18 protein-coding genes are annotated in these 25,319 nt (G+C 67.8%); 12 read left to right on the top strand and 6 right to left on the bottom strand.

Annotated features, from left to right (window positions below; genetic code table 11):
• Window positions 1–70 precede the first annotated feature (70 nt).
• The 8 genes from A3OK_RS0104180 to A3OK_RS0104145 all read left to right on the top strand — a co-directional run bounded on the left by A3OK_RS0104180 (window position 71) and on the right by A3OK_RS0104145 (window position 10,579).
• Window positions 71–2,464 carry a penicillin acylase family protein gene (locus A3OK_RS0104180; RefSeq protein ID WP_036302558.1) on the top strand — a complete coding sequence of 798 codons (2,394 nt, stop codon included), beginning with the start codon at window positions 71–73 and terminating at the stop codon, window positions 2,462–2,464.
• A complete protein-coding gene (locus tag A3OK_RS0104175; protein ID WP_019903676.1) occupies window positions 2,461–3,924 on the top strand; it encodes a M81 family metallopeptidase in 1,464 nt (487 codons plus the stop codon). The genes A3OK_RS0104180 and A3OK_RS0104175 overlap by 4 nt, the downstream gene beginning before the upstream one ends.
• Window positions 3,925–3,927: 3 nt before the next feature.
• On the top strand, window positions 3,928–5,058 hold the full coding sequence (locus tag A3OK_RS0104170; protein ID WP_019903675.1) for a M20/M25/M40 family metallo-hydrolase: 1,131 nt from the start codon (window positions 3,928–3,930) through the stop codon (window positions 5,056–5,058).
• Window positions 5,059–5,183: 125 nt separating this feature from the next.
• A complete protein-coding gene (locus A3OK_RS0104165) occupies window positions 5,184–6,716 on the top strand; it encodes an ABC transporter substrate-binding protein (RefSeq protein WP_245259409.1) in 1,533 nt (510 codons plus the stop codon).
• 69 nt (window positions 6,717–6,785) lie between these two features.
• Window positions 6,786–7,727 (top strand): ABC transporter permease, encoded by a 942-nt coding sequence (locus A3OK_RS0104160; RefSeq protein WP_019903673.1) that lies wholly within the window; start codon window positions 6,786–6,788, stop codon window positions 7,725–7,727.
• 50 nt (window positions 7,728–7,777) lie between these two features.
• A complete protein-coding gene (locus A3OK_RS0104155) occupies window positions 7,778–8,611 on the top strand; it encodes an ABC transporter permease (RefSeq protein ID WP_245259408.1) in 834 nt (277 codons plus the stop codon).
• Window positions 8,612–8,643: 32 nt separating this feature from the next.
• The gene (locus tag A3OK_RS0104150) at window positions 8,644–10,257 is read left to right on the top strand and encodes an ABC transporter ATP-binding protein (protein WP_026596918.1); all 1,614 of its coding nucleotides are present in this window, start codon (window positions 8,644–8,646) and stop codon (window positions 10,255–10,257) included.
• Between the two features lie 88 nt (window positions 10,258–10,345).
• A complete protein-coding gene (locus A3OK_RS0104145; protein ID WP_019903670.1) occupies window positions 10,346–10,579 on the top strand; it encodes a hypothetical protein in 234 nt (77 codons plus the stop codon).
• Here the strand turns inward: A3OK_RS0104145 and A3OK_RS0104140 are convergent.
• From A3OK_RS0104140 to A3OK_RS24695, 5 genes are all read right to left on the bottom strand, one after another.
• Window positions 10,561–11,787, bottom strand: a complete 1,227-nt coding sequence (locus A3OK_RS0104140; protein ID WP_019903669.1) for an MFS transporter — start codon at window positions 11,785–11,787, stop codon at window positions 10,561–10,563. The genes A3OK_RS0104145 and A3OK_RS0104140 overlap by 19 nt on opposite strands.
• Entirely contained in the window at window positions 11,784–13,673 is a 1,890-nt protein-coding gene (locus tag A3OK_RS0104135; RefSeq protein ID WP_019903668.1) for a glycoside hydrolase family 15 protein, read from the bottom strand. Before A3OK_RS0104135 ends, A3OK_RS0104140 begins: the two co-directional genes overlap by 4 nt.
• A gap of 70 nt (window positions 13,674–13,743) precedes the next feature.
• Window positions 13,744–14,901, bottom strand: coding sequence for a Gfo/Idh/MocA family oxidoreductase (locus A3OK_RS0104130; protein ID WP_019903667.1), 1,158 nt, complete (start codon window positions 14,899–14,901; stop codon window positions 13,744–13,746).
• Between the two features lie 243 nt (window positions 14,902–15,144).
• Window positions 15,145–17,550 (bottom strand): PAS domain S-box protein, encoded by a 2,406-nt coding sequence (locus A3OK_RS0104125; RefSeq protein ID WP_019903666.1) that lies wholly within the window; start codon window positions 17,548–17,550, stop codon window positions 15,145–15,147.
• 177 nt (window positions 17,551–17,727) lie between these two features.
• Complete coding sequence (locus tag A3OK_RS24695; protein ID WP_019903665.1) at window positions 17,728–17,853, bottom strand: hypothetical protein; 126 nt, start codon at window positions 17,851–17,853, stop codon at window positions 17,728–17,730.
• 213 nt (window positions 17,854–18,066) lie between these two features.
• Between A3OK_RS24695 and A3OK_RS22330 the strand changes: the two genes are divergently transcribed.
• Entirely contained in the window at window positions 18,067–18,255 is a 189-nt protein-coding gene (locus tag A3OK_RS22330; protein WP_019903664.1) for a hypothetical protein, read from the top strand.
• 73 nt (window positions 18,256–18,328) lie between these two features.
• Here A3OK_RS22330 and A3OK_RS0104110 read toward each other — a convergent pair whose 3' ends face one another.
• Window positions 18,329–19,753 carry a phosphatase PAP2 family protein gene (locus tag A3OK_RS0104110; RefSeq protein WP_019903663.1) on the bottom strand — a complete coding sequence of 475 codons (1,425 nt, stop codon included), beginning with the start codon at window positions 19,751–19,753 and terminating at the stop codon, window positions 18,329–18,331.
• Window positions 19,754–20,169: 416 nt separating this feature from the next.
• On the opposite strand from A3OK_RS0104110, the gene A3OK_RS0104105 reads away from it, so the two are divergent.
• The 3 genes from A3OK_RS0104105 to A3OK_RS0104095 all read left to right on the top strand — a co-directional run bounded on the left by A3OK_RS0104105 (window position 20,170) and on the right by A3OK_RS0104095 (window position 25,305).
• Window positions 20,170–22,851: a glucosidase gene (locus A3OK_RS0104105; protein ID WP_019903662.1), complete on the top strand. Its 2,682-nt coding sequence runs from the start codon at window positions 20,170–20,172 to the stop codon at window positions 22,849–22,851.
• 124 nt (window positions 22,852–22,975) lie between these two features.
• Complete coding sequence (gene nhaA / locus A3OK_RS0104100; protein ID WP_019903661.1) at window positions 22,976–24,175, top strand: Na+/H+ antiporter NhaA; 1,200 nt, start codon at window positions 22,976–22,978, stop codon at window positions 24,173–24,175.
• A 95-nt stretch (window positions 24,176–24,270) separates the two neighbouring features.
• A complete protein-coding gene (locus A3OK_RS0104095) occupies window positions 24,271–25,305 on the top strand; it encodes a cytochrome c peroxidase (protein ID WP_019903660.1) in 1,035 nt (344 codons plus the stop codon).
• The last annotated feature ends 14 nt before the right edge of the window (window positions 25,306–25,319 follow it).

The following is a 25,319-nucleotide window of genomic DNA, read 5'->3' as shown; positions in this document are numbered from 1 at the left end:
GGCGCAGAAAGGGTCGAATTGAATTCATGATCCATGCCGGAGGCCGATGCATCTGTCCGGAGCCGCAGCGATGAGGCAACCGCCGCCCCGATCCGATCCCATCCCCATCGACGGGCTTTCCGCGCCCGTCGAAATTCGTCTCGACCGCTGGGGCGTCGCCCATATCCGGGCGGCCTCGCAGGACGATGCCTTCATGGCCCAGGGCTTCAATGCGGGACGCGACCGCCTGTGGCAGCTCGACCTGTGGCGCAAGCGTGGTCTCGGCCTGCTCGCGGCCGATTTCGGGCCCGGCTACCTCGCGCAGGATCGGGCGGCGCGGCTCTTCCTGTATCGCGGTGACATGGAGGCCGAATGGGCGGCCTATGGCCACCCGCGTACCCGGGCCATCGTCGAGGCGTTCGTGCACGGGCTCAATGCCTTCGTGTCCCTGACCCGTGACCGGGCAGACCTTCTCCCGCCGGAATTTGCCGCCATGGGGACGCGCGCGGCCTTCTGGACCGCCGAGGACGTGGTGCGGATCCGCAGTCACGCCCTGGTGCGCAACGTCGCCTCCGAGGTCGCGCGCGCGCGGGTGCTCGCGCGCTGCGGCCTCGCGGCGGATGCCCTGCGCAAGGCGCTGAGCCCGATCCACGATCCGATCATCCCCGAAGGATTGGCGCCCGAGCGCTTCCCTGACGATCTCCTGACGACCTTCCGCCTCGCCACCGCGCCGGTGAGCTTCGATCCGGCCCGGCTCGCCGCCACGCGGGAGGAGGCCTCCGACTGGTGCGAGGTCGACGCCTTCGGCACTGTGAGCCGGGTCGGCGCAAAGTCCGCCACAGAGGCGGTGGACGCGATCGACGGCTCGAACAACTGGGCAGTCTCCGGCGCCAGGACCGCCACCGGACGCCCGATCCTGGCGAGCGACCCGCACCGCGCCTACCAGCTGCCGTCGCTGCGCTACGTGGTCCATCTCACCGCCCCCGGGCTCGACGTGATCGGTGCGGGCGAGCCGGCGCTGCCGGGCATCTCCATCGGCCATAACGGCACCGCCGCCTTCAGCCTCACCATCGCGCCGATCGATCAGGAGGACCTGTTCGTCTACGAGACCCATCCCGACGATCCGGGCCTCTACCGCTACGGCACGGGCTGGGCGACAATGGAGCGGACCGTCGAGCGCATCCCGGTATGCGGCGGACCCGACGAGGCGGTCACCCTCTCCTTCACCCGCCATGGTCCGGTCATCTGTGAGGACGTTACCGGGCGCCAGGCCTTCGCCGTGCGCACGGTCTGGTCCGAACCGGGCACCGCCGCCTATCTCGGCAGCCTCGCCTATCTCGGCGCCACCACGGTGACGGAGTTCGGCGACGCCCTGCGCCATTGGTCGGCACCTTCCACCAACCAGCTCTATGCCGATGCGGGCGGTACCATCGCCTGGTTCATGGCCGGCAAGGCGCCGGTGCGGTCGAACTGGGACGGGCTGCTGCCGGTGCCCGGCGACGGCCGCTACGAATGGGCCGGTTTCCACGACCCGATCGTTCTGCCGCATTCGGTGAACCCGGAATGCGGCTTCGTCTTCAGCGCCAACGAGATGAACCTGCCGCAGGGTTACCCGGCCGAGACGCGCAGGCTCGGCTTCGAATGGCACGAGCCCTGGCGGGCGCGGCGCATCCGTTCCGTCCTCGAAGCCGATGCCGTGCACGCGCTCGACGGCGCCCGCCGCCTCCAGGGCGACGTCTTTTCGGAGCCGGCCCTGCGCCTCGGTCGGCTCGTCGCCGCCCTGCCCCCGCCCGACGATGCGGCGGCCGAGGCCGCCATCGGTCTGCTCCTCGGCTTCGACGGGCATCTGCATGCGGAGAGTGCCGCCGCCTGCCTCATCGAGATGCTGTGGAGTCGCCACCTCCGACGTCGCCTCCTCGCCGCCCTGGCGCCCGATCCCGTCACCGCTTCCCTGTTCCAACCGGGCGATACCGAGACCCTGCTCGACGCCCTGGAACACGGCCACCCTCATCTCGACGAGGCCACGCGGACGGCGCTCGTCACCCGCGCCCTCGCCTCGGCCTGGCTCGATTGCGAGGCGCGCTTCGGTGCCGATCCGGCTTTCTGGCAATGGGGCGGGTTCCACCACGGCCTGTTCGCGCATCCGCTGGCCGGCATCGGCGGTCCCGATTGCGCGTCCGTCGGCCCGCTGCCCGTCGGCGGTTCGGCCGCATCCGTCATGCATGCGGATTACCGCCCCGATGACGGTCGCCTGACTACGGGCGCCTCGTTCCGCATGGTGATCGATGTCGGCGACTGGGATGCGAGCGTGTGCGTCAACGCGCCGGGCCAGTCGGGCCGCGCCGACAGCCGCCACTACGACGATCACGCGGCGCCCTGGGCCGCGAGCGAGACCGTGCCCCTGCTCTATTCCCGCGAGGCGGTGGACGCGGCCACCGAGACCGTCATCATGCTCCATCCCCGTCAGGAGACGCCGCCCACGTGAAGCTCTTCATCGCCGGCCTCGCCACCGAGACGAACACCTTCACACCCCTGCCGACGGGCAGGGCCGCCTTCCTCGCCGATTACGCCCGCCGCGACGGGAGCCTGGGGCCGCCGAGCCTGAGCAATATCGGCCTCAAGGCCTGGCGCGAGATGGCCGAGACCGACGGGTACGAGGTGGTCGAAAGCCTTTCCACCTTCGCCCAGCCCGGCGGCATCACCCTGCGCGCGGTCTACGAGGAGTTGCGCGACACGCTGCTGTCCGATCTTCGCGCGGCGCTGCCGGTCGATGCGGTGCTGCTGTTCATGCACGGCGCCATGGTGGCGCAGGGCTACGACGATTGCGAGGGCGACGTTCTGGAGCGGGTCCGTGCCGTGGTCGGGCCGGAGGTGGCGATCGGCGTCGAGCTCGACCTCCATTGCCATCTCACCGAGGCGATCCGCGACGCGGCCGATATCGTCGTGATCTACAAGGAATACCCGCATACCGACATCGTGGCGCGGGCGCGCGATCTCTATCCGCTGGTGATCGATACGGCCAAGGGCGCGATCCGCCCGGTCATGGCGATCCACGATTGCCGCATGGTCAACATGTGGCGCACCACGGCCGAGCCGGTCGCCGGTTTCGTGCGTCGGATGGAGGCGCTGGAAGGCAGGAACGGCATTCTCTCCGTTTCCTTCGGACACGGCTTCCCATGGGGCGACGTCGCCGAGGTCGGCGCCCGGATGCTGGTCGTGGCCGACGGCGACGCGGAGAAGGCCGCCGCCCTCGCCCGGGACCTCGCGGCCGAAATCTGGTCGATGCGCGACGAGGCGACGACGAAGGCCGACACGATCGACGCCGCCCTCGACGCGGCGATGGCCTCCACCGACCCGCGCCCGATGGTGCTCGCCGATATCGCCGACAATGCAGGGGCCGGGGCGCCCTCCGACAACACCGCGATCCTGGCGCGCATGGTCGAGCGGGGCATTCGCGGCGCCGTCACCGGCCTGTACTGGGATCCCGGCGCGGTCGGCATCTGCCACGAGGCCGGCATCGGGGCCGCGTTCGATCTGCGCATCGCCGGCAAGTGCGGGATCACCTCGGGTGTCCCCCTCGACCTGCGCATCACCGTGCGCGGGCTCTCCGAGGCGCATAGCCAGGGCGGCCTCAGCGGCGGACGGGCTCACCTCGGCCCCTGCGCATGTGTCGAGGCGGACGGCATCCACATCGTGCTGACCTCGCTGCGCCAGCAGCCCTTCGCGCCGGACGCCTATACCGGCCTCGGCCTGACGCTCGACGACAAGCGCATCGTCGTGGTGAAGTCGATGCAGCACTTCCACGCCGCCTTCGCCCCGATCGCCAGCGAGATCCGATACGTGTCCGCCCCCGGCGCCGTCCCGCCGGATTACGGCGCGATCCCCTACACCAAGCGCGACCCCGCCTACTGGCCCCGTATCGCCGACCCGTTCGCACAGGATTGATCGATGAATCCGATGGATCTTCCTTCCGACCTCGCCGGGATGCTCGCCGGCCTGCGCCCCTGGATCGAGTGCGAGAGCCCGACCCACGACGGGGCTGCGGTGAACCGGATGATGCATGTCGCCGCCCGCGACCTCGCCATGGCGGGCGCCACGGTGGAGACGATCCCGGGCCGGATGGGCTTCGGCGATTGTGTCCGTGCCCGGTTCCCGCATCCGCGGCGCGACGAGCCGGGCATCCTCGTGCTGGGACATCTCGATACGGTCCATCCCGTCGGCACGCTTGCGGCGCTGCCCTGGCGGGTGGAGGAGGAGCGCTGCTACGGGCCGGGCATCCTCGACATGAAGGGTGGGAACTTCATCGCGCTCGAAGCGGTCAAGGCGCTTCACAAGGCCGGCGTCGCGACGCCGCTTCCCGTCACCTTCCTCCTCACCAGCGACGAGGAGGTCGGCAGCCCTTCGACCCGCGACCTGATCGAGGCGGAGGCCGTGCGCCACCGCTACGTGCTGGTGCCGGAGCCCGGTCAGCCGGGGGACGGCGTCCTCACCGGGCGCTACGCCATCGCCCGCTTCAACCTCACGGCCACCGGCCGGCCGAGCCATGCCGGCGCGCGGCTCGGCGAAGGGCGCTCGGCCATCCGCACCATGGCGCAGCGGATCATTGACATCGAGGCGATGTCGGATGCCGACTGCACCTTCAGCGTCGGCATCGTCCAGGGCGGCCAATGGGTGAACTGCGTGGCCACCACCTGCCGGGGCGAGGTGCTGAGCATGGCCAAGCGCCAGGGCGACCTCGATCGTGGCGTCGCGCGGATGCTGGCACTCGACGGCGAGTCGGATGGCGTCGCGTTCAGCGTGACGCGCGGCGTCACCCGCCCGGTCTGGGAGCCCGATGCCGGGACCATGGCGCTCTACGAGACCGCCCGCGGTATCGCGGAGGGCCTCGGCTCGACCTTGCCACATGAGAGCTTCGGTGGCGGTTCGGACGGCAATTTCACCGGTAATCTCGGCATCCCGACCCTCGACGGTCTAGGGCCCTGCGGTGCCGGCTACCACACCCTCGACGAGCACGTGCTCACCGCTTCGCTAGTGCATCGCGCGAGGCTGCTGGCCGGTCTGATGGCGAGGCTCGACTGAATACAACGGCCTGCATCCTGCATACACTTCGTCACGAGAGCCGCGGCGCGGCGTTGGGGAAAGAGTTCATGGACAAGGCGATCAGGACCGGTTTCCGGGCAGCTCTCGCTCTCGCTGCCGTCACGATGGGCATCATGCCGGGGGAGGCGATGGCGCAGGCCAAGCCCGTCACCATCCGCGCCGTGATGCATTCGGGCCTGCGGATCACCGATCCGATCATCACCACCGCCTACATCGCCCGCAACCACGGCTACATGATCTACGACACGCTGTTCGCCACCGATGCGAGCTTCAAGGTCCAGCCGCAGATGGTGAAGGACTATAGCGTCAGCGACGACAAGCTCACCTACAGCTTCACCCTGCGCGACGGGCTGAAGTTCCACGACGGTGCGCCCGTGACCTCGGCCGATTGCATCGCGTCGCTGCAGCGCTGGGGCAAGCGCGACAGCATGGGCCAGAAGCTGATGCAATACACCGCCTCCCTCGACGCGGTGAACGACCAGACCTTCACCCTCACGCTGAAACAGCCCTACGGCCTCGTCCTCACCTCGCTCGGCAAGCCATCCTCGAACGTGCCGTTCATCATGCCGAAGCGCATCGCCGAGACGCCGGCGGACAAGAACGTGCCGGAGGAGATCGGCTCCGGCCCGTTCCGTTTCGTCAAGGCCGAGTTCCAGCCCGGGCTCAAGGTCGTCTACGAGAAGAATCCCGATTACGTGCCGCGCAGCGAGGCGCCGAGCTGGACCTCCGGCGCCAAGGTGGTGAAGGTCGACCGGGTCGAGTGGCTCAACATCCCCGACTACCAGACCGCCGTGAACGCGCTCATCAACGGCGAGATCGACTATATCGAGCAGCCGCCTCACGATTTCCTGCCGATCCTGAAGGCGGCGTCGGGCATCCAGATCATCAATTACAACACGCTCGGCGTTTCCGGCATGCTCCGGATGAACTGGGTCAATCCGCCCTTCGACAACGAGAAGATCCGCCAGGCCGCGCTGCTGGCCGTCAACCAGCAGGATTATCTCGACGCCCAGATCGGCGACCCGGATTACATGGTGCCCTGTTTGGCCATGTTCGTCTGCAGCACGCCAAACGCCACCGATGCCGGCGCGCCGAAGACCGACCTCGCCCGTGCCAAGCAGCTCCTCAAGGAGGGGGGCTACGACGGGAAGCCCATCGTCGTGATGCAGCCGACGGATCTCGCCATCGCCGCGCCGCTCGGGCCGGTGACCGCCCAGGCCCTGCGCAAGATCGGCATGAACGTCGACCTGCAATCGATGGATTGGCAGACCCTGGTGGGGCGCCGCGCCAAGCAGGACCCGGTGGATCAGGGTGGCTGGAACATCTTCCACACCACCTGGGTGAATGCGGACATGCTCAATCCCGTGAGCAATGTCGGCATCAACGCACGCGGAAGGAAGGGCGGCTTCTTCGGCTGGGCCGAAGACGCCGAGATTGAAAAGATGCGTGACGCCTACGCCCTGGAGACCGATCCCGCCAAGCAGGTCGCCATCGCCAAGGCGGTGCAGGAGCGGGCCTACGCCGTCGGCATGTATTACCCGACCGGCCAGTTCATCAGCCCGCTGGCGGCCAGTCCCAAGCTCACGGGCATCCTTGAAGCTCCGGCGCCGGTGTTCTGGAACATCGAGAAGAAGTGACGGCTGCCTGAAGCACCCACTCCCCCGCGGAGGGGGATCGCGCCTCATTCTGAGAACCCGGAGATCTGAATGGGTCGCTTTCTCGCCGGTCGTCTCGCGGCCACTCTCCCCGTGATGGGCGTGGTGGCCGTCATCGTGTTCCTGCTGCTGCGGCTGGCGCCGGGCGATCCCGCCGCCATCCTGGCGGGAGACGCCGCGAGTCCCGACCAGATCGCGGCGATCCGGGTACGCCTCGGCCTCGACCAGCCGATCCTGACCCAGTTCGTGTCCTGGGTCGGCCGGCTCCTCCAGGGCGATCTCGGCTCCTCGATCATCTCGAACCAGCCGGTCGCCAAGCTCATCCTCGAACGGATCGAGCCGACCCTGGCCTTGGCCACCACCACCATCGTCTTCGCGGTGATCGTGGCGGTGCCCCTCGGGGTGCTGGCCGCCTGGTGGCACGGCACCTGGGTCGACCGGGCCGTCATGGCGGTCTCGGTGCTCGGATTCTCGGTGCCGGTCTTCGTTCTCGGCTACCTGCTCATCTTCGGCTTCGCCATGCAGCTTCGGCTCCTGCCGGTGCAGGGCTATGTCAGCATCACCGAAGGACTCTGGCCCTTCCTGTCGCGGCTGATCCTGCCGACGCTGACCCTGTCGGTGATCTACGTCGCCCTCATCGCGCGCACCACCCGATCCAGCGTGCTGGAAGTCCTGGGCGAGGATTACATCCGCACCGCCCGTGCCAAGGGCATCGGCGAGACCCAGGTGCTGTGGCGCCATGCGCTGCGCAACGCGGCCGTGCCGGTGATCTCGGTGATCGGCCTCGGCATCGCCCTGCTCATCAGCGGTGTCGTGGTGACCGAGAGCGTGTTCAACCTCCCCGGCCTCGGTCGCCTCACCGTCGATTCGGTGCTCGCCCGCGACTACCCGGTGATCCAGGGCGTGATCCTGCTGTTCTCCGCCCTCTACGTGGTGGTCAATCTCGCCATCGACCTGTCCTACCTGCTGTTCGATCCGAGGATCCGCTATTGAGCCGTCAGGAACGGACGATCCCTTCCCCCCGCGCCTCGAGGCTCGCGACCCTGCCGCCGGCCCTGCGCCATCCGGGCGTGCTGGTCGGCCTCGCCGTGCTCCTCGTGGTCGGCCTCGCGGCGCTCGCCGCCCCTTATCTCTGGACCGGCGACCCGATCCTGCTGCGCCCGCGCCTGCGTCTCAAGCCGCCCTCGGCGGTGGCTTGGCTCGGCACCGACGCGTTCGGGCGCGATGTCTGGACCCGCGTCGTCTACGGCGCCCGTGTCTCGCTCGCCATCGGCTTCTCGGTGGCGGCGGCCTCCGTGCTGATCGGGCTCTTCATCGGCCTCGTCGCCGGCTACCTCCGCCGGCTCGACGCGGTGGTGATGCGGATCATGGACGGGATCATGGCGATCCCCTCGATCCTCCTCGCCATCGCCATGGTGACCCTGTCGGGGGCCGGGATCGGCACGGTGATCGTCGCCATCGCCATTCCCGAGATCCCGCGCGTGGCGCGCCTCGTGCGCAGCGTCGTCCTGTCGGTACGCTCGGAGCCCTATGTCGAGGCGGCGATCGGCGCCGGCACCCGCCTGCCGATGCTGCTGATACGCCACGTCCTGCCCAACACCATCGCGCCGCTCATCGTCCAGGGCACCTATGTCTGCGCCTCAGCGATCCTGACGGAGGCGATCCTCAGCTTCCTCGGAGCCGGCATCCCCACGGAGATTCCGAGCTGGGGCAACATCATGGCCGAGGGCCGGCAATCCTTCCAGATCGCGCCCTGGGTGATCCTGTTCCCCGGTCTCTGCGTCGCCGCCACGGTGCTCGCCGTGAACATCATCGGCGACGGATTGCGCGATGCCCTCGACCCGCGCACCGCGCGACGCTTCGGAGCTCTGCGATGAAGGCGGCATCGACGATGACGGAAGATTTGGCGATGACCGAGCCCGTCCTTTCGATCACCGGCCTCACCGTGCCGCTGCCGCGCGGCGCGGACCGTACCAACGCCATCGAGGGCCTGTCGCTCAGCGTCGGCGCGAACGAGATCGTCTGCATCGTCGGGGAGTCCGGCTCGGGCAAGTCGATCACCGCGAGCGCCGTGATGGGCCTGCTGCCGCCGAACCTGTCGCCGTCAGCGGGGCAGATCCTGCTGCAGGGCGAGGATGTGCTGAAGGTCGCTCCCGCACGCCTGCGCGCCCTGCGCGGCAGCCGCATGGCGATGGTGTTCCAGGAACCGATGACCGCGCTGAATCCCGTGCTCAAGGTCGGCGATCAGATCGCCGAGATGCTCGAGGCGCATTCCGGCCGGGGTGGCCGCGAGGCGCGCCGCCAGCGCGTCCTCGACCTTCTCGCCGATGTCCACCTTCCCGATCCGCCGAGCCTGGTGAAGGCCTATCCGCATCAGCTCTCCGGCGGCCAGCGGCAGCGGGTGATGATCGCCATGGCGCTCGCCAACGATCCGGCCCTGATCATCGCCGACGAGCCGACCACGGCGCTCGACGTCACCACCCAGGCGCAGATCCTCAAGCTGCTGAAGGAGCTTCAGGCCCGGCGCAACGCCGGTATCCTGTTCATCACCCATGATTTCGGCGTGGTCTCGCAGATCGCCGACCGGGTCGTGGTCATGCAGAAGGGGCGCCTCGTCGAGGAGGGCACCACGGAGGAGGTGCTGACCCGGCCGCGCGATCCCTATACCCGCATGCTCATCGCCGCCGTTCCCCGCGCCGAGCCGCCCCCTTCCCGAATGCGGCCACCGACAGCGGCGCCGATCCTCGCGGTGCGCGACCTCACCAAGACCTATGGCGGACGCGGATTGTTCGGCGGCGGTCGCGCGGTGACGGCTCTGGACGGCGTCAGCCTCGCGCTGCAGCCGGGGGAGACGCTCGGCATCGTCGGGGAATCGGGCTCGGGCAAGTCGACCCTGGCGCGTTGCGTCGCCCGCTTCGTCGATCCGTCCGCCGGCCATATCCGCATCGGCGGCGACGACATCGCCCTGCTGCCGGCGCGGGAACTGCGCCCCTACCGACGCCGCGTCCAGATGGTCTTCCAGGATCCCTACCGCTCGCTCAACCCGCGCCGGAATGTGGGTCAGTCGATCGTCGAGGGGCCGATGAATTACGGTCTCTCGAAGGAGGCGGCCGTGGCGCGCGCGATCCGCCTCATCGATCTCGTCGGCCTCGATGCGGGAGCCCTCGCCCGCTATCCCCACGAATTCTCCGGCGGCCAGCGCCAGCGCATCGCCATCGCGAGGGCGCTCGCCATGGAGCCGGACGTGCTCATCGCCGACGAGGCCGTGTCGGCCCTCGATGTCTCGGTACAGCGCCAGGTGCTGGAACTGCTGGAGGACATCCGCGCGCGGCTGAACCTCTCGATCCTGTTCATCACCCACGACCTGCGCGTCGCGGCCCGGCTGTGCGACCGGCTGGTCGTGATGCTCGGCGGCAGGATCGTCGAGGAGGGGCAGACGGCGGCACTCTTCGCGAATCCGCGCCACGCCTATACCCAGGCCCTGTTCGCGGCGGCCCCGAAGCTCAGGCTCGCCGAGGCCTGATCGTTATCCTCGTTCGCAGAAGACTACCGAGACATCTGGACGAAACATCGCGGTGGGACGTTTCCCTAGAAGAGAGCGGGAGACCTGAATGGACACGACCCTCATTGCGATGAACGACGAAGCCAACCGGCTCGGATCCGAGCGGCTTCTGACGCAGATGCGCGAGGAAGGGCTGATCTATCGTCTCTGGGTAACGGGGACGCCGAAGGGTAGCCGCTTGCACATGCAGGTGAATGGGCTGAACGAGGAGCTCGAAGACCGTCTCGTCCGTGTCCTCAGGGGACGGGGCATGCAGCTCGATATTCAACCGCTGGCCCCGTAGCGCTCGATCAGCGAGGACGCCGCCCATAGCACCAATCCGCCGAGCGCCAGCCCGACGCCGACCCACCCGGTCGAGGGCAGGCCAAAACCGGCGGTGAGGGCGAGGCCGGCGAGCCAGGGGCCGAGCGCGTTGGCGAAGTTGAAGGCCGAGTGGTTCAGCGCGGCGGCGAGGGTCTGCGCATCCTCGGCCACATCCATCAGCCGTGTCTGCAAAATGGTGGCGAGGCCACCGCCGCAGCCGATCAGGAACACCACCGGCGCCAGCGTCCAGACGCTGCCGACCGAGAACGGGTAGAGCGCCAGAGCCGCTGCCGTCCAGACAAGCGTCAGGCCCGCTGCCGGCATCAGGGCGCGGTCCGCGGCCCAGGCGCAGACGAGGTTGCCGCATGTCAGGCCGAGGCCGAACATGGCGAGCACCACCGGGATCGCCGCCGGAGAGGCATGGGTGACGTCGATCAGCGTCGAGGCGAGGTAGGTATAGACCGAGAACAGGCCGCCGAACCCGATCGCCCCGATGGCGAGCGTCAACCAGACCTGCCCGCGCCGGAGCGCGCCGAGCTCGCGCAGGGCGCTCGCACCGACCGCCGGTGGCCCGAGGGGCGCCAGGAGGCGCACCGACACGGCCGTCATAAGAGCGAGAACGGCGACGAGTCCGAAGCTCCAGCGCCACCCGACGAGCTGCCCAATCACGTTGGCGAGCGGTACGCCCGCCACCGTCGCGATGGTGAGGCCCAGGATCACGCGCGAGACCGCCTGGGTTCGCCGCTCGCGCGGGACGAGAGAGGCGGCGACGAGGGCGGCCACGCCGAAATAGGCGCCATGCGGCAGGCCGGCGAGGAAGCGGAAGAGGAGCATCCCGTGATAGCTCGGCGCGAGCGCCGAGAGGCCGTTGCCGAGCGCGAACAGCACCATCAGCCCGACGAGGAGCGTCCTGCGAGCGACTTTCGCCGCGAGAACGGCGATGACCGGTGCGCCGACGACGACGCCGAGCGCATAGGCGCTGATGACGTGGCCCGCCGTCGGCGCATCGATGCCGAGATCGGGAGCGAAGGCCGGCAGCAGGCTCATCGTCGCGAATTCGGTGGTGCCGATGGCAAAGCCGCCCATGGCCAGCGCGGTCAGGACGAGGCCGGGGTGTCGGCCGGGCGCGACGTCCGGTACCGCGATGGTGTCCGGCGTGGTCTCGCCGAATGTGGTGGTTCCGGTCATCGGGCCGCTTTCAGGGATCGTTCGCGGTCGCCGCGCAGGGAACAGGCGGCGTGAAGCAAAGCGAGATGGCTCAGGCCCTGCGGTGTGTTGCCGAGATGGTCGCCGGTGGCCGGGTCCACCATCTCGCTCATGATGCCGACGCCCTTTGCGACAGCGCGCATCGTGCCGGTGAAGACCGTCTCGGCCTCGTCCTGCCGGCCGAGTTCGGCCAAGGCCTCCACGAGCCAGAACGAACAGGCCACGAAGGCACCCTCCTCCTTCTCGGCTCCGGAATAGCGGAAGAGAAGCGGGCCGCGACCGAGTTCGTCGCGGATCGCGTCGATGGTCGAGGACAGGCGCTCGCGCCCGTCGAACCCGAAGCGCACCGCCAGGATCAGCGACGCGTCGAGGCGCTCGGTGCCGGGATAGAACGTGTAGGCTTGGCGCGTCTCCGACCAGCAATGTTCCTCGATCCATGCCTGGATCCGATCGCGTTCGCGCGACCAGCGCGGGACGCAGGTCGCCGCGATATGGCCGGCCTCCGCCAGCTCGATGGCGCGGGCGAGGGCCTGCCAGGCGCTGATCTTCGACATCGTGTAATGTTGCGGAACCTCCAGTTCCCAGATGCCGGCATCCTTCTGGCGCCAGCGGTCGGCACATTCGTCGGCGAGGTCCGCCAAGACCTTGGCGCTCTTCTGGTCGAGGATATTGCCACCGGCGACGAACAGGGTCGCGGTCTCGAAGATGTCGCCGTAGATCCCGTGCTGGTGCTGCCGGGCCGCCGCGTTGCCGACCCGGACCGGGCGCGACCCGCCATAGCCGGCGAGATCGAGAGTACTCTCCTCCGGCACTCTCCCGCCGCGCAGGGTGTAGAACACCTGCGCACCGTGCGCGTGCAGGTGTTTCATCAGCCACGAGAAGGCCGCCTTCGCCTCCGGCATCGCGCCGACGCGCAGGAACGCGTTGACGGTGTAGCCGGCGTCGCGGATCCAGGCGTAACGGTAATCGTAGTTCTTCGGCCCGCCGATGCGCTCCGGCAGCGAGGTCGTGGCTGCGGCGGCGATCGCGCCGCTCGGCGAATAGAGGAGCAATTTGAGGGCGAGGCCGCTGCGCCGCACCTCTGTCCGGTGCGGCCCTTCATAATGCAGCCCCTCCGCCCAGTGCCGCCACGCCGCGTCGCTGACATCGATGCGCGCGTCGATCTCCGCGATGGTCGGAATGCCCAAAGGCTCGTCCTCGCCAGCGAGAAGCGCCACCAGGGCGCTCTCACCCTGCCCCAGTGTCACCGTTGCGGCGATGGTGCGGTCCTCCTCCTCGAGGATTCGGATGTTGTCGCTGAAGCGCACCACGCCGAGGACTGGGCCGACATGGAAGACGCAGCCATTGGGGTTGGGCTGCAGCCAGGGTGAGTGGGAATCGCCCTGCGTGCCGAAGACGGCGCGAATCCGGAATGTGACCGTCCCTGCGACTCCCTCCAGCCGCCGCGCCAGTTCACACCAGGGCAGTCGTCCGGCGTGACTGCTGTTGAGGGATTCCGTCACTCTCGCCGTGCCGGATTCGGTGGTGAAGATCGTCTCGAGGACGTTGCTGTCGGTGCGGTAGCACCGCTCCATCGTATACGTGCCCTCGGGGCAGACCTGAAAATAGCCGCCGTTCTCGGGCTCCAGCAGCCGGTCGAACAGGGGCGGCGAATCCATCTCGGGCACGCACCACCACGCCACCGCACCATCCGGCCCGACGAGCACGACCGAGCGACCGTCGCCCAACGCGCCGTAATCCTGAATCGGATGTTCGGTGGCCTTCGTCTCGACGGCCGTGGATGCGCCTCGTGATAGCGCTGCAGCCCCATCGCCGACGTTTGAGGCGTCGGCGGTGAGAGCGATCCCCGTCCCGGCTCGTTCAGTCATCGCTTGGTCTTGGATGCATCGCTTGGTCTTGGGTGGAGGAATGGAATCGGGCACGGTCGTCGGGGCTCAGCTAGTTCAGCGGAACCTTGTCCTTGCCCTTGCCGGGATTCGAGGTGTTGATCAGGTCCGGCGATTTTTGTGCCGAGAGCGTCTGCTCCTGCGCCTTCGTATCGATGCGCTTCGTGCGAAGGAATGGTTCGAGAACCTGCGAGGTCCCGGTCTGCAAGGCGCGGACGATGCCTTCGATCACGCGCATGTCGGCATAGCCTTCCTCACCGTCTGGCTCGGGATCGCGGTCGTCGAGGATGCAGTCGGAGAAGTATTTGAGCTCGCCGCCGAAATGGTCGGTGTTCTTGAAACTGTTGTGACTCTTCTCTTCACCGATGGTCACGATGTGCTGCAAAGGCTTGCCGTACATGTAGCCGGGATTGACCTCGACGCTGCCCTTGGTGCCGACCACTGCATAGCTGTCCAGCGTATTGCCGTAATAGGACAGCACGAACTGCGCGATGCGATCCTGCGGGAACCTGAGCGTCACCGCGACGGTGTCGTCGAAGTCGCCGAGACCGGCTTGCGGGTGGCGGATTCCGACGGCGGAGACCACCTCCGTCGGCTCATCGCCGAAGACGTAGCGGGCGGCGTTGATCGGATAGGGCCCCATATCGAAGATCGGGCCGGCCTCGATACCGTTCGTCGCCCGGTGGTTCTCGGGCGAGACCATCTGGGTGAACGTCGAGGTGAAGGTGAGAAGGTCACCGAGCTTGCCGGATCGGATCAGATCGATGGTGGCCAGGGTGCAGGGTTCGAAATGCAGGCGATAGGCCACCATCAGCTTGGCACCGGAAGTCTTCTGCGCCGCGATGATCTCCCTGGACTTCTCGACTGAAATCTCCAGCGGTTTCTCGACGAGGACGTGGATGCCGGCCTTCAGCGCGGGCACCGCGAACTCGGCATGGCGCCAATTCGGCGTGGCGAGATAGATCGCGTCGATGGTGCCCGATGCCAGCAACTCGCCGAACTCTTCGTAGCCGTAGGAATCGGTGACGCCGTATTGCTCGCCGACACCGCGCGCCTTCTCCGGATCGCCCGTGACGAAGGCGACGATCTCCGAATTGCCGGTGTGCTTCACACCCGGCAGCATCGCTTCCTGGGTGATGTCGCCCAGAGCCACGAAGGCGTAGCGAATTTTCTTGGACGACGTCAGGCCGAGGGCGGAAGCGATGCTCATGCGGGTGTCCGTGTCTTTCGCGCGTGTCGAGCGGCTTTGCTCGACGGGATGAGGGGGCGTCGGCAAGGTGCGCCGGAGGGGTGGATGCCGAAGGGGTCGGGCATCGCAGCGCTGGCCTGCTTGGCGGGCAAAGTTGTACGGCCGCCCGCCGACCTGTCTGCCGAGGCAACGTTGCACTGCAGCGAAGGTTTCTGCGTCGGCCGGTCGCGCCCGCTCGACATGCGCGCCGACGCGACCCGAGGCTCAGCGCGAGACGGCGAGCCTTAGAATGCGCGAGAGGTCGGCGACCGAGTATGGTTTGCGCAGGAGTTCGAAGCCGTGGCTGCCCTCTTCGGCGAGGACGTGGCTGTAACCGGAGGTCAGCACGACGGGCATGGCGGGCCATTTCCGCTTGATCGCCTGGGCGAGATCGATGCCGTTCATCCCCGGCATCACCACGTCGGAAAACACCACTTCGAAGCCGCTGGGGTCGCGTGCCAATGCGTCGAGCGCCTGCTGCGCATCCATTGCCCAGAGAGTGACGTAACCGAGTTCCTGCAGGGCCTGGGTCGCGAAGGCGCCGACCTCCGCATTGTCCTCCACGACGAGGACGCGGGTCCCGTGGCTCTCGGCCAGCGCCGGAGGCTCCTGCACCGGCTCGGCGACGACGGCCTCTCCCGGCGCACGCGGGAGGTAGAGAGTGAACGTCGTCCCTTGCCCGAGACGACTCTCGACCGCGACCTCGCCGCCCGATTGCTTGGCGAAGCCGAAGACCTGGGACAGGCCGAGGCCGGTGCCCTGGCCGACACCCTTGGTGGTGAAGAACGGCTCGAAGATCCGGTCGAGCATCTCGGGCGCGATGCCCGATCCCGTATCGGAGACCGAGACGGCGACGTAATCGCCCCGGATGCGGGGATGAGCCCGGATTGCGGGGATGATCGAGGCGCGACGGACGCGGATCGTCAGCCTGCCCTCCCCGTCCATGGCGTCGCGCGCATTGACGACCATGTTGACGAGCGCCGTGTCGAACTGGCTCGGATCGGCGTCGATGAGGCAGCCGAGCGGTTGCCCATCGGCGTCGCGGCCGGTGTCGATCTGTGTCTCGACCTGAATCCGGGCACCGGTCAGTGTGCCGACCATGTCGGCCACCGAGGCGACGCCCCTGGCGACGTCGAAGACTTCGGGAGACAGGGATTGCCGCCGGGCGAAGGCCAGGAGCTGGCCGGTGAGCTTGGCCGCGCGCGTCACCGTATCCGATATGGCGTCGACGTAGCGACGGCGACGCTCCTCGGGCAGGTCGGGACGGCGCAGGAGATCGGTGGAGGAACGGATCACCGTCAGCAGGTTGTTGAAGTCGTGCGCGACGCCGCCGGTGAGCTGGCCCACGGCTTCGAGCTTCTGCGACTGGCGGAGTTGTTCTTCGAGGGCCTTGCGCTCGGTGACATCGCGGCCGGCCGCGTAGAAATGATCGCCCTGCGGGATCGCGTTCCAGGAGATCCAGCGCTCGCCACCATCGGCGGTCGGCTGGCGGATGTCGAGGTTGTCGAGGACCGCACCGGACCGTAGCAGGTCCACGGCCTGCGCTGCCGCCTCCTTGTCGTCCGGGTGTATGAAGTCGTCGAAGCGAGCGCCGACCAGGGTCTCGGCAGGCCAGCCGAGCATCTCGGTCCAGGCCGGATTGACCGCGCGGTAGATCCCGTCGAAGCCGCAGATCACGAGGAGATCGCGGCTCGCCCGCCAGACGAGATCACGCTCCGTGGTCCGCTCGCGCGCCGTGGTCCTCAGCACCGTCTCGGCTTCGCGTCGCTCGGTGATGTCGTTGAAGAGAATGGCGACGCGCTGCTGCGCCGGCTCGCCGATGCGCAGGGCATGGACGTCGAACCAGCGGCCAAGGGTCACCGCGCCGCTCTCGAACCGGACCGGATTGCCGGTCAGAGCGACTTCGCCGTAGGTCTCCAACCAGCGTGGCTCGATCCCGGGAATGACGTCGCTGACCCAGCGGCCCTCGACGTTCCCAAGTCCGGCCTGATGCTCGAAAGCCGGATTCACCTCGACGAAGCGGTAGTCGATGGCGCGCCCGGTCGCATCGAAGCGCATCTCGACGATGCAGAATCCGGCATCGATCGCGTCGAACAGGGTCCGGTACCGCGCCTCGCTCTCGGCGAGCTTGCCTTCCTCGGTGCGAAAGCGGGTGACGTCGAGCTGGCTGCCGAAGAAGTAGCGCAGGTGCCCCGCCGGATCGAAGACCGGGCTGACATAGAGTTCGTTGCGGAACGGAGACCCGTCGCGGTGATAATTGATGATCTCGACGACGACGTCGCGGCGCGCGGCGATGGAGTCGCGAAGGCGCGCCACCTCGGCGGGGTCGGTCGCCGGCCCCTGCAGGAAGCGGCAATTCCGCCCGACGAGCTCCGCTGCGGAATAGCCGCTCATCTCCTGAAAGGCGCGGTTGGCGAAGACGATGGGATTGTCGGGCAGGTTCGGATCGGTGACGATCTGCGGCATGCGGGTCTTCTCCGCCGCCGTGAACAGCACGTCCGGCCCCGCCGCCGAGGTCTTCTGGCCGGCGGCCGGCGAATGGATGCCGGTGGCGATCTCCGCCCTCAGCCACGTGACCTCGGCTTCGAGATCATCCTCGCGCCGCCGCAGCCGATCGATGTCGTCCTCCATGCCGCCCGTTCCCATCCGCCCCCGCGTTCACTCGGGCTATGAGCATCCCAACGGGCGAGATGGTGGTCGGCTCCCTGTCACCAAGTCAGGGGCGGCAGGTGTGAGCCCGATGATCGCGTCGCGTCGATCGCGCCGGCCGACGTCCAATAAGGTCCGGGAATGCGGAACGACGGGCGATCAGCCGAGAACGTCCTCGTCCCATTCCACGCGCGGATAGGAGATCGTCGGCTCGCGGAGAGCCCACAGCGCCAGGCAACCTACGACGCAGACCGAGCCGCTGATGTAAAAGATGAGGTCGAGCACGAACGATGCCCCGCTTCACGCAGATGCGACTTATCCTCCGGTGTCACGGCTAACAAAGCCTGAACGACACTCCGAAAAGGCGCGAGATCAACCCTTCATTCATCATGCCCGCGCGCCTCCGTGAACTGCTTCGGTTCGATGTGCGCCCGCGCAACTCGCCGGGTCCGTCCCGGACGTAGAGCCCCTGCTACCCCCACAGAGGAAGCAAGGGCGATGACCTCCGAGACAGTGCTGGCCGAGACGGGTCTGGCCAAAACACATCTTGCCAAGACGGTCCTGGCGCTGACGGTCCTGATATTCTTGACCACCGGCCGGGCGCCGGGAATGCGTGAATTGCGGAACCCCGACTCCGAATCCGGCCACGCCCGCATCGTCCACATGGTCAAGCGCATGTCAGCCTGAGAGCCGGAGGTTGCCACCTGCCCTGTCAACAACCTCGACCACCGATCTCAACGCGCTGGCCGAGGCGGCATCGTCACGGGGCAGCGGCTCGCCGGCTCGCCGCGAGCGAGGCGGCTTTGCCCCCCGCTGTATAGAGATCGAGGCGAGAATAGAGACCGAAGGCCGAGCCGTCGTCGAGGAAGCCCCCGGCCGGACCGAGGGTGGATGTCAGGATGTCGTTGGCCTCAGCCAGGGTCAGCGCCGGAAAGGCGGCGGTGAGGAGATATCCGGCCTCGGGCGCGGCCTTTCCGACGTCCACCGCCATGTTCGATCTGGCTGGATGCACCACCGGGAGGCCGTAGGTCTGGGTGGATGCATACATGGCCGCATTGGCCGCGGAATCCTTGAACCGGCTCCGGTCGGCGGCGGCGCAGGCGGTCACGGTGTCGCCGCAGCGCTCGCTAAGGAAGGCCTGGAGATCCGCGCGTGCCGCCTTCAGGGCTTCCGGATAGTCGGTGATGGTCACCGCATCGTTGGTCGTGCGGCTCATTTCGTTGACGATGGCCGGGTTCGCGCGGGTCTGTCCGACATAGGCCGGGTCGTTGGCCAGCAGGTGGGCGACGGCGTGGAGCGCGACGCTCCGGCCGCCGAGCACGTCCATGGCGTAATGGGCCCCGACGACGATCCGGTTGTTGCCGTACTCCGCCCCGCGCGCGATCATCTGCTGGTAGCGCTCCGGGACCAGGAGGGCGAGGAGCAGCGATTCCGTGTAGCCGTAGGTGGTGTGGCCGCTCGGATAGGACGGGCTGTCCGTCAGGTTCTGTTTCGGTCCCCGCAGCCAGTCCATGCTGTGGGAGGCGGCACCGAAGTAATCCTCGCCCCGATACGCGAGCAACTTTGGCTCGGTCTGGAACGGGCGGGAATTGCCGAAGGCGTCCGCCCCCGGCGTTCCGGCCGGTCGGCCATAGGCCTTGCCGAAGACATCCGGCGTGCCGCCGATCGTCGTGAAGATCGCGCGGGCGGCCTCGGAGGCGGGCGCCTCGCCATTCGTCGTTGCATTGGCGAAGAAGTACTTCCCCGAATTGGAATCCGACTTGGTGATGTTGTTGGTGTAGCCGATCAGCCGGGCGATGCTGCCTGAGACATTGGTGAAGGTTTTGAAGTCCTCGTAGCGGGCCTTAGCCTGATAGGCGTCTCCGAGCGACGTGCCCAGACCGTCGGCGAGTTCCGCCGCATTGCCGTCGGTGATGAAGCAGTCGCGCAGGGCGAGCTGCTGCTGGTCGGCGAAGGACAGCAGCAAGGGCTGGTCGTGACGGCCCAATTGAATGTCGCCGGTCACCTTCAGGTTGGCGGCGAGCGCGGCCTTGCCCTCGGGCGTCGCCGCGAGGGCGCTCACCGGCGCCAGCCCGCGCAGGGCTTCGAGGTTCGTCGCCGTTTGTGCCAGCGCGGGGGCGGGGGCGAGGGCGTAGAGCGCGATGAACCCGAGCTTGAGAGTGTATTTCATGATGGCGTGGTCCATGGCATCGCGATCAGGCTGTCGTCGTGGAGGCGAAGGCTAGCAGAGTGGTCCTCCGGCCGCCGCCCATTTTACACAGGATCAAGCGCACCAATCCGTGACGCCAGCGTGAACCGTCACCGTATGGGTGGATTGGGCGCCGACCTTTCCGGTGCGTTCTCCTCGGCCCGTTGAGCGCTTGCCTCGAGGCCAAGTTGGAGCTTGCCTGACGGCCAAGTTGGAGCTTGCCTCAAGGCCAAGTCCGAGCTTGGCGCCGATGGTGCATCTCGGCCCCGACTGAGCCAAAGCCCATCGGGACCGATGACTGCCCATCCGCTGCTTCACGAACCCCACCGCACGATCCCTCGCCTTGCCGTGCCCCGTCCGATCGCGGAACGAAGCCGGGCCTTCCGGCCCGGTCCCGGCCGAAGGAAATCGGCGTGAGCGAGCTGGATGGCTGGGCGGAGCGCCGTCGCATCGCCGAGCAGGCGCGTGGCGAGCGCGCGTGGTCCCTGTGGGGGCCGTATCTCAGCGAGCGCCAATGGGGGACGGTGCGCGAGGATTACAGCCGCGACGGCAATGCCTGGCGCTCGCTGCCCCATGAGGAGGCGCGCTCGCGCGCCTATCGCTGGGGTGAGGACGGGCTCGCCGGCATCTGCGACGAGCGTGGGCAGATGTGCCTGTCGCTCGCCCTCTGGAACGGCCGCGACTACATCCTCAAGGAACGGCTGTTCGGGCTGACGAACGAGGAAGGCAACCACGGCGAGGACGTCAAGGAGGTCTATCACTACCTCGATGCGACCCCGAGCCATGCCTACCTGAAATTCCTCTACCGCTATCCGCAGGCCGCCTTTCCCTACGACGATCTCGTCCGCGAGGGTCTGCGTCGTGGCCGCGACCAGCCGGAATACGAGATCGAGGAGACGGGGGTCTTCGGCGAGAACCGGTTCTTCGATGTGACCGTCGAATACGCCAAGGAGGACATCGACGACATCCACGCCGTCATCACGGCGACGAACCGTGGCCCGGACGCCGCCGAACTCCGCCTCGTGCCGCAGCTCTGGTTCCGCAACATCTGGTCCTGGCGCGAGGGAAAGCCGGAATCGCGGCCGCGGATGGCGATCCAGCCCGATGGAAGCATCGCCTGCGAACACCCGCGCCTCGGCCGCTACCGGCTCTCCTTCGACGGCGAGCCGGAGGTGCTGTTCTGCGAGAACGACACCAACCTGCGCCTGCATGGCTGGCAGCCCGATGCCGCCGGCCCGTTCAAGGACGGGCTTCACGCCGCCATCGTCGGAGGCGACGAATCCGCCGTGCGGCGGGATGCGGGGACCAAGCTCGGCCTGCATTACGCGCTTCGTCTCGAGCCCGGCGAGTCGAAGCGCGTCAGTCTGAGGCTGTCCGCGGGCTCGCGGCCCCGCCCTGTCGACCACGAAGGTGCCATCCTGCTGCGCCGCATCGCCGAGGCGGATGCCTTCTACGACGCGCTTCAGGACGGGATCGCCGACGCGGATTCGCGCGCGATCTTCCGGCAGGCCTCCGCCGGGCTGATCTGGTCGAAGCAGCTCTATTGCTTCGACGTGCGGCTCTGGCTGAAGGGCGATCCGCTCCAGCCGGCCCCTCCCCGCGAGCGCGACGGCGGGCGCAACATCCATTGGCGTCATTTCGCCGGGGCCGACGTGCTCTCCATGCCCGACGCGTGGGAATATCCCTGGTTCGCGGCCTGGGACCTCGCCTTCCACTGCCTGCCGCTGGCGCTGCTCGACCCGGACTTCGCCAAGAAGCAACTCCTGCTGCTGACGCGCGAATGGTACATGCACCCCAATGGCCAGCTCCCGGCCTATGAATGGGAGTTCGGCGACGCCAACCCGCCGGTCCATGCCTGGGCCACCTACCGGGTGTTCGAGATCGACCGCGACCGGCGCGGCGGGCGCGGCGACCTCGCCTTCCTGGAGGGCGTCTTCCACAAGCTCCTCATCAACTTCACCTGGTGGGTGAACCGCAAGGACGCGGACGGCCGCAACGTCTTCCAGGGCGGCTTCCTCGGCCTCGACAATGTCGGCGTGTTCGACCGGTCGCGGCCGCCGCCCGGCTTCGGCCGCATCCACCAGGCCGACGGCACCGCCTGGATGGCGATGTACTCGCTCAACATGATGCGCATCGCCCTGGAGCTCGCGCTCCATAACGACGTCTACGAGAGCACCGCCTCGAAATTCTTCGAGCACTTCCTCCTCATCGCCGAGGCGATGACCGACATGGGCGGCGAGGGCTTCGGCCTGTGGGACGAGGAGGACGAGTTCTATTACGACGAGGTCGACATTCCCGGCGGCGGCATGCTGCCGTTGCGCGTCCGCTCCGTGGTGGGGCTGGTGCCGCTCTTCGCGGTCGAGGTCATCGAACCGTCCGTGCTGCAGCGGCTGCCGGATTTCGCCCGGCGCCTGAACTGGCTGCTCGAGAACCGCCCCCATCTCGCCTGCCTCGTCTCGCGCTGGGACGAGGGCGGCGTCGGAGACCGGAAGCTGCTGTCGCTGCTGCGCGGACACCGGATGAAGGCGCTGCTGCGGCGCATGCTCGACGAGGCCGAGTTCCTCTCCGACCACGGCGTGCGCTCCCTGTCGAAGGCACATCTGGAGCGGCCCTATTCCCTCAACGGGTTCGGCGACGCGTTCACGGTGCGCTACGACCCGGCCGATTCCACCTCGAACATGTTCGGCGGCAATTCGAACTGGCGCGGGCCGGTCTGGATGCCGATAAACTACCTCGTCGTCGAGGCGCTGCGGAGGTTCCACTCCTATTACGGCGACGACTTCGTGGTGGAGTATCCAACGGGATCGGGTGTCTTCCTCACCCTGAACGCCATCGCCGACGCCCTCACCGATCGTCTGATCTCTCTCTTCGCCAAGGGCGAGGACGGGCGGCGACCGGCCTTCGGCGATCGTGCGCCGATCGCGTCGGCACCCGGCGCGGAGGAGGCTTTGCTGTTCCACGAGTTCTTCGACGGCGATACCGGCCGCGGCCTCGGCGCCTCCCACCAGACCGGCTGGACGGCGCTGATCCTCAACCTGATGCACCAGCGCGCGCAACGACCGGGCTCGGACGGGTCGGGACCGGGAGTTCGATAGCCGGCCGATTTTCGCGACGCGCCGAGCACACCGGGACACGATCCTTTCCGGCTGTGGAAGGAAGGGCCGCTTTCAGGCGCACCACCCGGTTGCGGCCGTGTTCGATCGCTGGCAGGCGTAGGGCATGCTCGAAAACTCGCCCCTACGCCGTCCTGTCTCCGCCCTGCGCGCTGCCCTCAAGAGCGAAGCGAGCGGCGGCCTCGTCCTGATGACGAGCGCCGTCCTGGCGCTCGTCATCGCGAATTCGGGCTGGGCGGAGATCTACTTTTCCACGCTCAAGACCTACGTGGCGGGCCTCAGCGTGCTCCACTGGGTCAATGATGGGCTGATGGCCGTGTTCTTCCTGCTGGTCGGCCTGGAGATCAAGCGCGAGGTGCTCGACGGGCGGCTGAGGACATGGCCCGACCGCGTCCTGCCGGGAGTCGCGGCGCTCGGCGGGATGGTCGCCCCGGCCCTGGTCTACGTCCTGATCAACCGGTCCTCGCCGGAGACCCTGCGCGGCTGGGCGATCCCGACGGCCACCGACATCGCGTTCGCGCTCGGCGTACTGGCCCTGCTCGGATCGCGCGTGCCGGTCTCGCTCAAGATCTTCCTCACGGCGCTGGCCATCATCGACGATCTCGGGGCGGTGCTCATCATCGCCGCGTTCTACACGGCCGACCTGTCGCTTCCGATGCTCGGCGGCGCGGCGGCCGTGTTCGTGATCCTGGTCGGAATGAACAGGGCCGGGGTGAGCCAGCTGACGCCCTACCTGGTCCTCGGCGCGGTGCTGTGGTTCCTGGTGCTGAAGTCCGGCATCCACGCGACCATCGCCGGCGTGCTGCTGGCCCTGACGATCCCGCTCCGCCTCAGCGTCGGCAAGCCCGACGACCCGACCTCGCCGCTGCATATCCTGGAGCATGCGATCCATCCTTGGTCGTCCTATCTGGTGCTGCCGGTGTTCGGGTTCGCCAATGCCGGCGTCTCGTTCGCGGGCATGACCTCCAAGATGCTGCTCGATCCGGTGACGCTGGGTGTCGCCCTGGGCCTGTTCGTCGGCAAGCAGATCGGCGTCTTCGGCGCCGTGGTCGCAGCCGTGAAGCTCGGTCTCGCCCAACGGCCCGCCCATGCCGGCTGGTGGCAGCTCTACGGTCTGTCGCTGCTCTGCGGCGTCGGCTTCACGATGAGCCTGTTCATCGGCCTGCTCGCTTTTGCCGACAGCCCCGATCTCGAAACCGAGACCAAGATCGGTGTTCTCCTCGGGTCGGTGACCTGCATGATCGCCGGCGCCCTCGTCCTCCTTCTCGCGCCGCGTCCGGTCCGCGAGGCCCGCTCGACCCCGTGACATCACCTCATCCCGCGCAGGCGGCCATCGGTGCAAGCAGAGATGGCAACACAATCTTAATCGAAACGTCCTAGCCCGAGTCGTCGGAGAGCAGGATGACCCGAAAGGCAGGCTCGACTTTCGTCCAGGTGGCGGTGATGGTTTCGGTCGCGGCAGCGGTCGGCGCGAGTGTGTTCGCCGTCCGCAGCATGAGCGCCGACGCCGCTGCTTGGCGTAGCGCTTTCGGTCGGCCGTCCGAGATGCCCGTTCCCGAGGGCGGCCCGGATACGGCGGCTCAGGTCGCGCTTGGCCGGCAATTGTTCTTCGATCCGGATCTGTCGCGATCCCGCACCATCGCCTGTGCTTCCTGCCACGACCCGGCACAGCATTGGGGTGACGGACGCATGCGTGGCATCGGCGAGCCCGGTATCGAGTTGAAGCTGCGCACGCCGACTCTGCTCAACGTCGCCTGGTTGCAGCCCCTCGGTTGGGACGGCAAGTTCCCGAATCTCGAATCGGTGGCCTTCACGCCGATCGAGGGCGCCAATCTGATGAACTTCTCCGAAGTGGAACTGATTGCCCGTCTGCGGGCCGATCCGGACTACGTCTCCGCCTTCGCCAGGGCCTTCGCGGATCGGGCGATCACGCGCGCCGGCATCGAGCGGGCGCTCGCCGCGTTCCAGCGCACCATCGTCTCGGGAGAGGCACCGTTCGACCGTTGGCTCAACGGTGATGCGTCGGCGATCGGAGCCTCCGCACAAGCGGGTTTCGCACTCTTCAATGGCAAGGCGCGTTGCACCGAGTGCCATGGCGGGTGGGCCTTCACCGACGGCTCGTTCCACGACATCGGCGTCGGCCGGGACGACGATGTCGGGCGGGGCCGATTGTTTCCGACATCGAAGGGCCTGCGCTACGCCTTCAAGACTCCCACCCTTCGCGACGTCGCGCAGCGCGGCCCCTACATGCATGACGGTTCGGTGGCGACCCTGCGCGCCGTGATCGATCTCTACGACCGGGGCGGCATCGAACGCCCGAGCCGTTCTCCCAAGATCAGGCCGCTCCGCCTGTCCGAGACTGAGAAGGCCGATCTCCTGGCTTTCCTGGAGACACTGACTTCGGCGGGGCCGAAGCAGGAGGCTGCCTCGCGTTGAGGGGGCAGGCTCGA

Origin of the sequence: Methylobacterium sp. 77 (genome assembly GCF_000372825.1) — a bacterium.
Taxonomy (GTDB): domain Bacteria; phylum Pseudomonadota; class Alphaproteobacteria; order Rhizobiales; family Beijerinckiaceae; genus Methylobacterium.
This window is presented reverse-complemented; position numbering and strand designations above follow the sequence as displayed.

Excerpts from the sequence above, each read along its gene's own strand:
- A3OK_RS0104180 (WP_036302558.1), top strand. The coding sequence starts at position 71 with ATGAGGCAACCGCCGCCCCGATCCGATCCCATCCCCATCGACGGGCTT.
- A3OK_RS0104170 (WP_019903675.1), top strand. The coding sequence starts at position 3,928 with ATGAATCCGATGGATCTTCCTTCCGACCTCGCCGGGATGCTCGCCGGC.
- A3OK_RS0104165 (WP_245259409.1), top strand. The coding sequence starts at position 5,184 with ATGGGCATCATGCCGGGGGAGGCGATGGCGCAGGCCAAGCCCGTCACC.
- A3OK_RS0104160 (WP_019903673.1), top strand. The coding sequence starts at position 6,786 with ATGGGTCGCTTTCTCGCCGGTCGTCTCGCGGCCACTCTCCCCGTGATG.
- A3OK_RS0104150 (WP_026596918.1), top strand. The coding sequence starts at position 8,644 with ATGACCGAGCCCGTCCTTTCGATCACCGGCCTCACCGTGCCGCTGCCG.
- A3OK_RS0104145 (WP_019903670.1), top strand. The coding sequence starts at position 10,346 with ATGGACACGACCCTCATTGCGATGAACGACGAAGCCAACCGGCTCGGA.
- A3OK_RS0104140 (WP_019903669.1), bottom strand. The coding sequence starts at position 11,787 with ATGACCGGAACCACCACATTCGGCGAGACCACGCCGGACACCATCGCG.
- A3OK_RS0104135 (WP_019903668.1), bottom strand. The coding sequence starts at position 13,673 with ATGACTGAACGAGCCGGGACGGGGATCGCTCTCACCGCCGACGCCTCA.
- A3OK_RS0104130 (WP_019903667.1), bottom strand. The coding sequence starts at position 14,901 with ATGAGCATCGCTTCCGCCCTCGGCCTGACGTCGTCCAAGAAAATTCGC.
- A3OK_RS0104125 (WP_019903666.1), bottom strand. The coding sequence starts at position 17,550 with ATGGAGGACGACATCGATCGGCTGCGGCGGCGCGAGGATGATCTCGAA.
- A3OK_RS22330 (WP_019903664.1), top strand. The coding sequence starts at position 18,067 with ATGACCTCCGAGACAGTGCTGGCCGAGACGGGTCTGGCCAAAACACAT.
- A3OK_RS0104110 (WP_019903663.1), bottom strand. The coding sequence starts at position 19,753 with ATGGACCACGCCATCATGAAATACACTCTCAAGCTCGGGTTCATCGCG.
- nhaA (WP_019903661.1), top strand. The coding sequence starts at position 22,976 with ATGCTCGAAAACTCGCCCCTACGCCGTCCTGTCTCCGCCCTGCGCGCT.
- A3OK_RS0104095 (WP_019903660.1), top strand. The coding sequence starts at position 24,271 with ATGACCCGAAAGGCAGGCTCGACTTTCGTCCAGGTGGCGGTGATGGTT.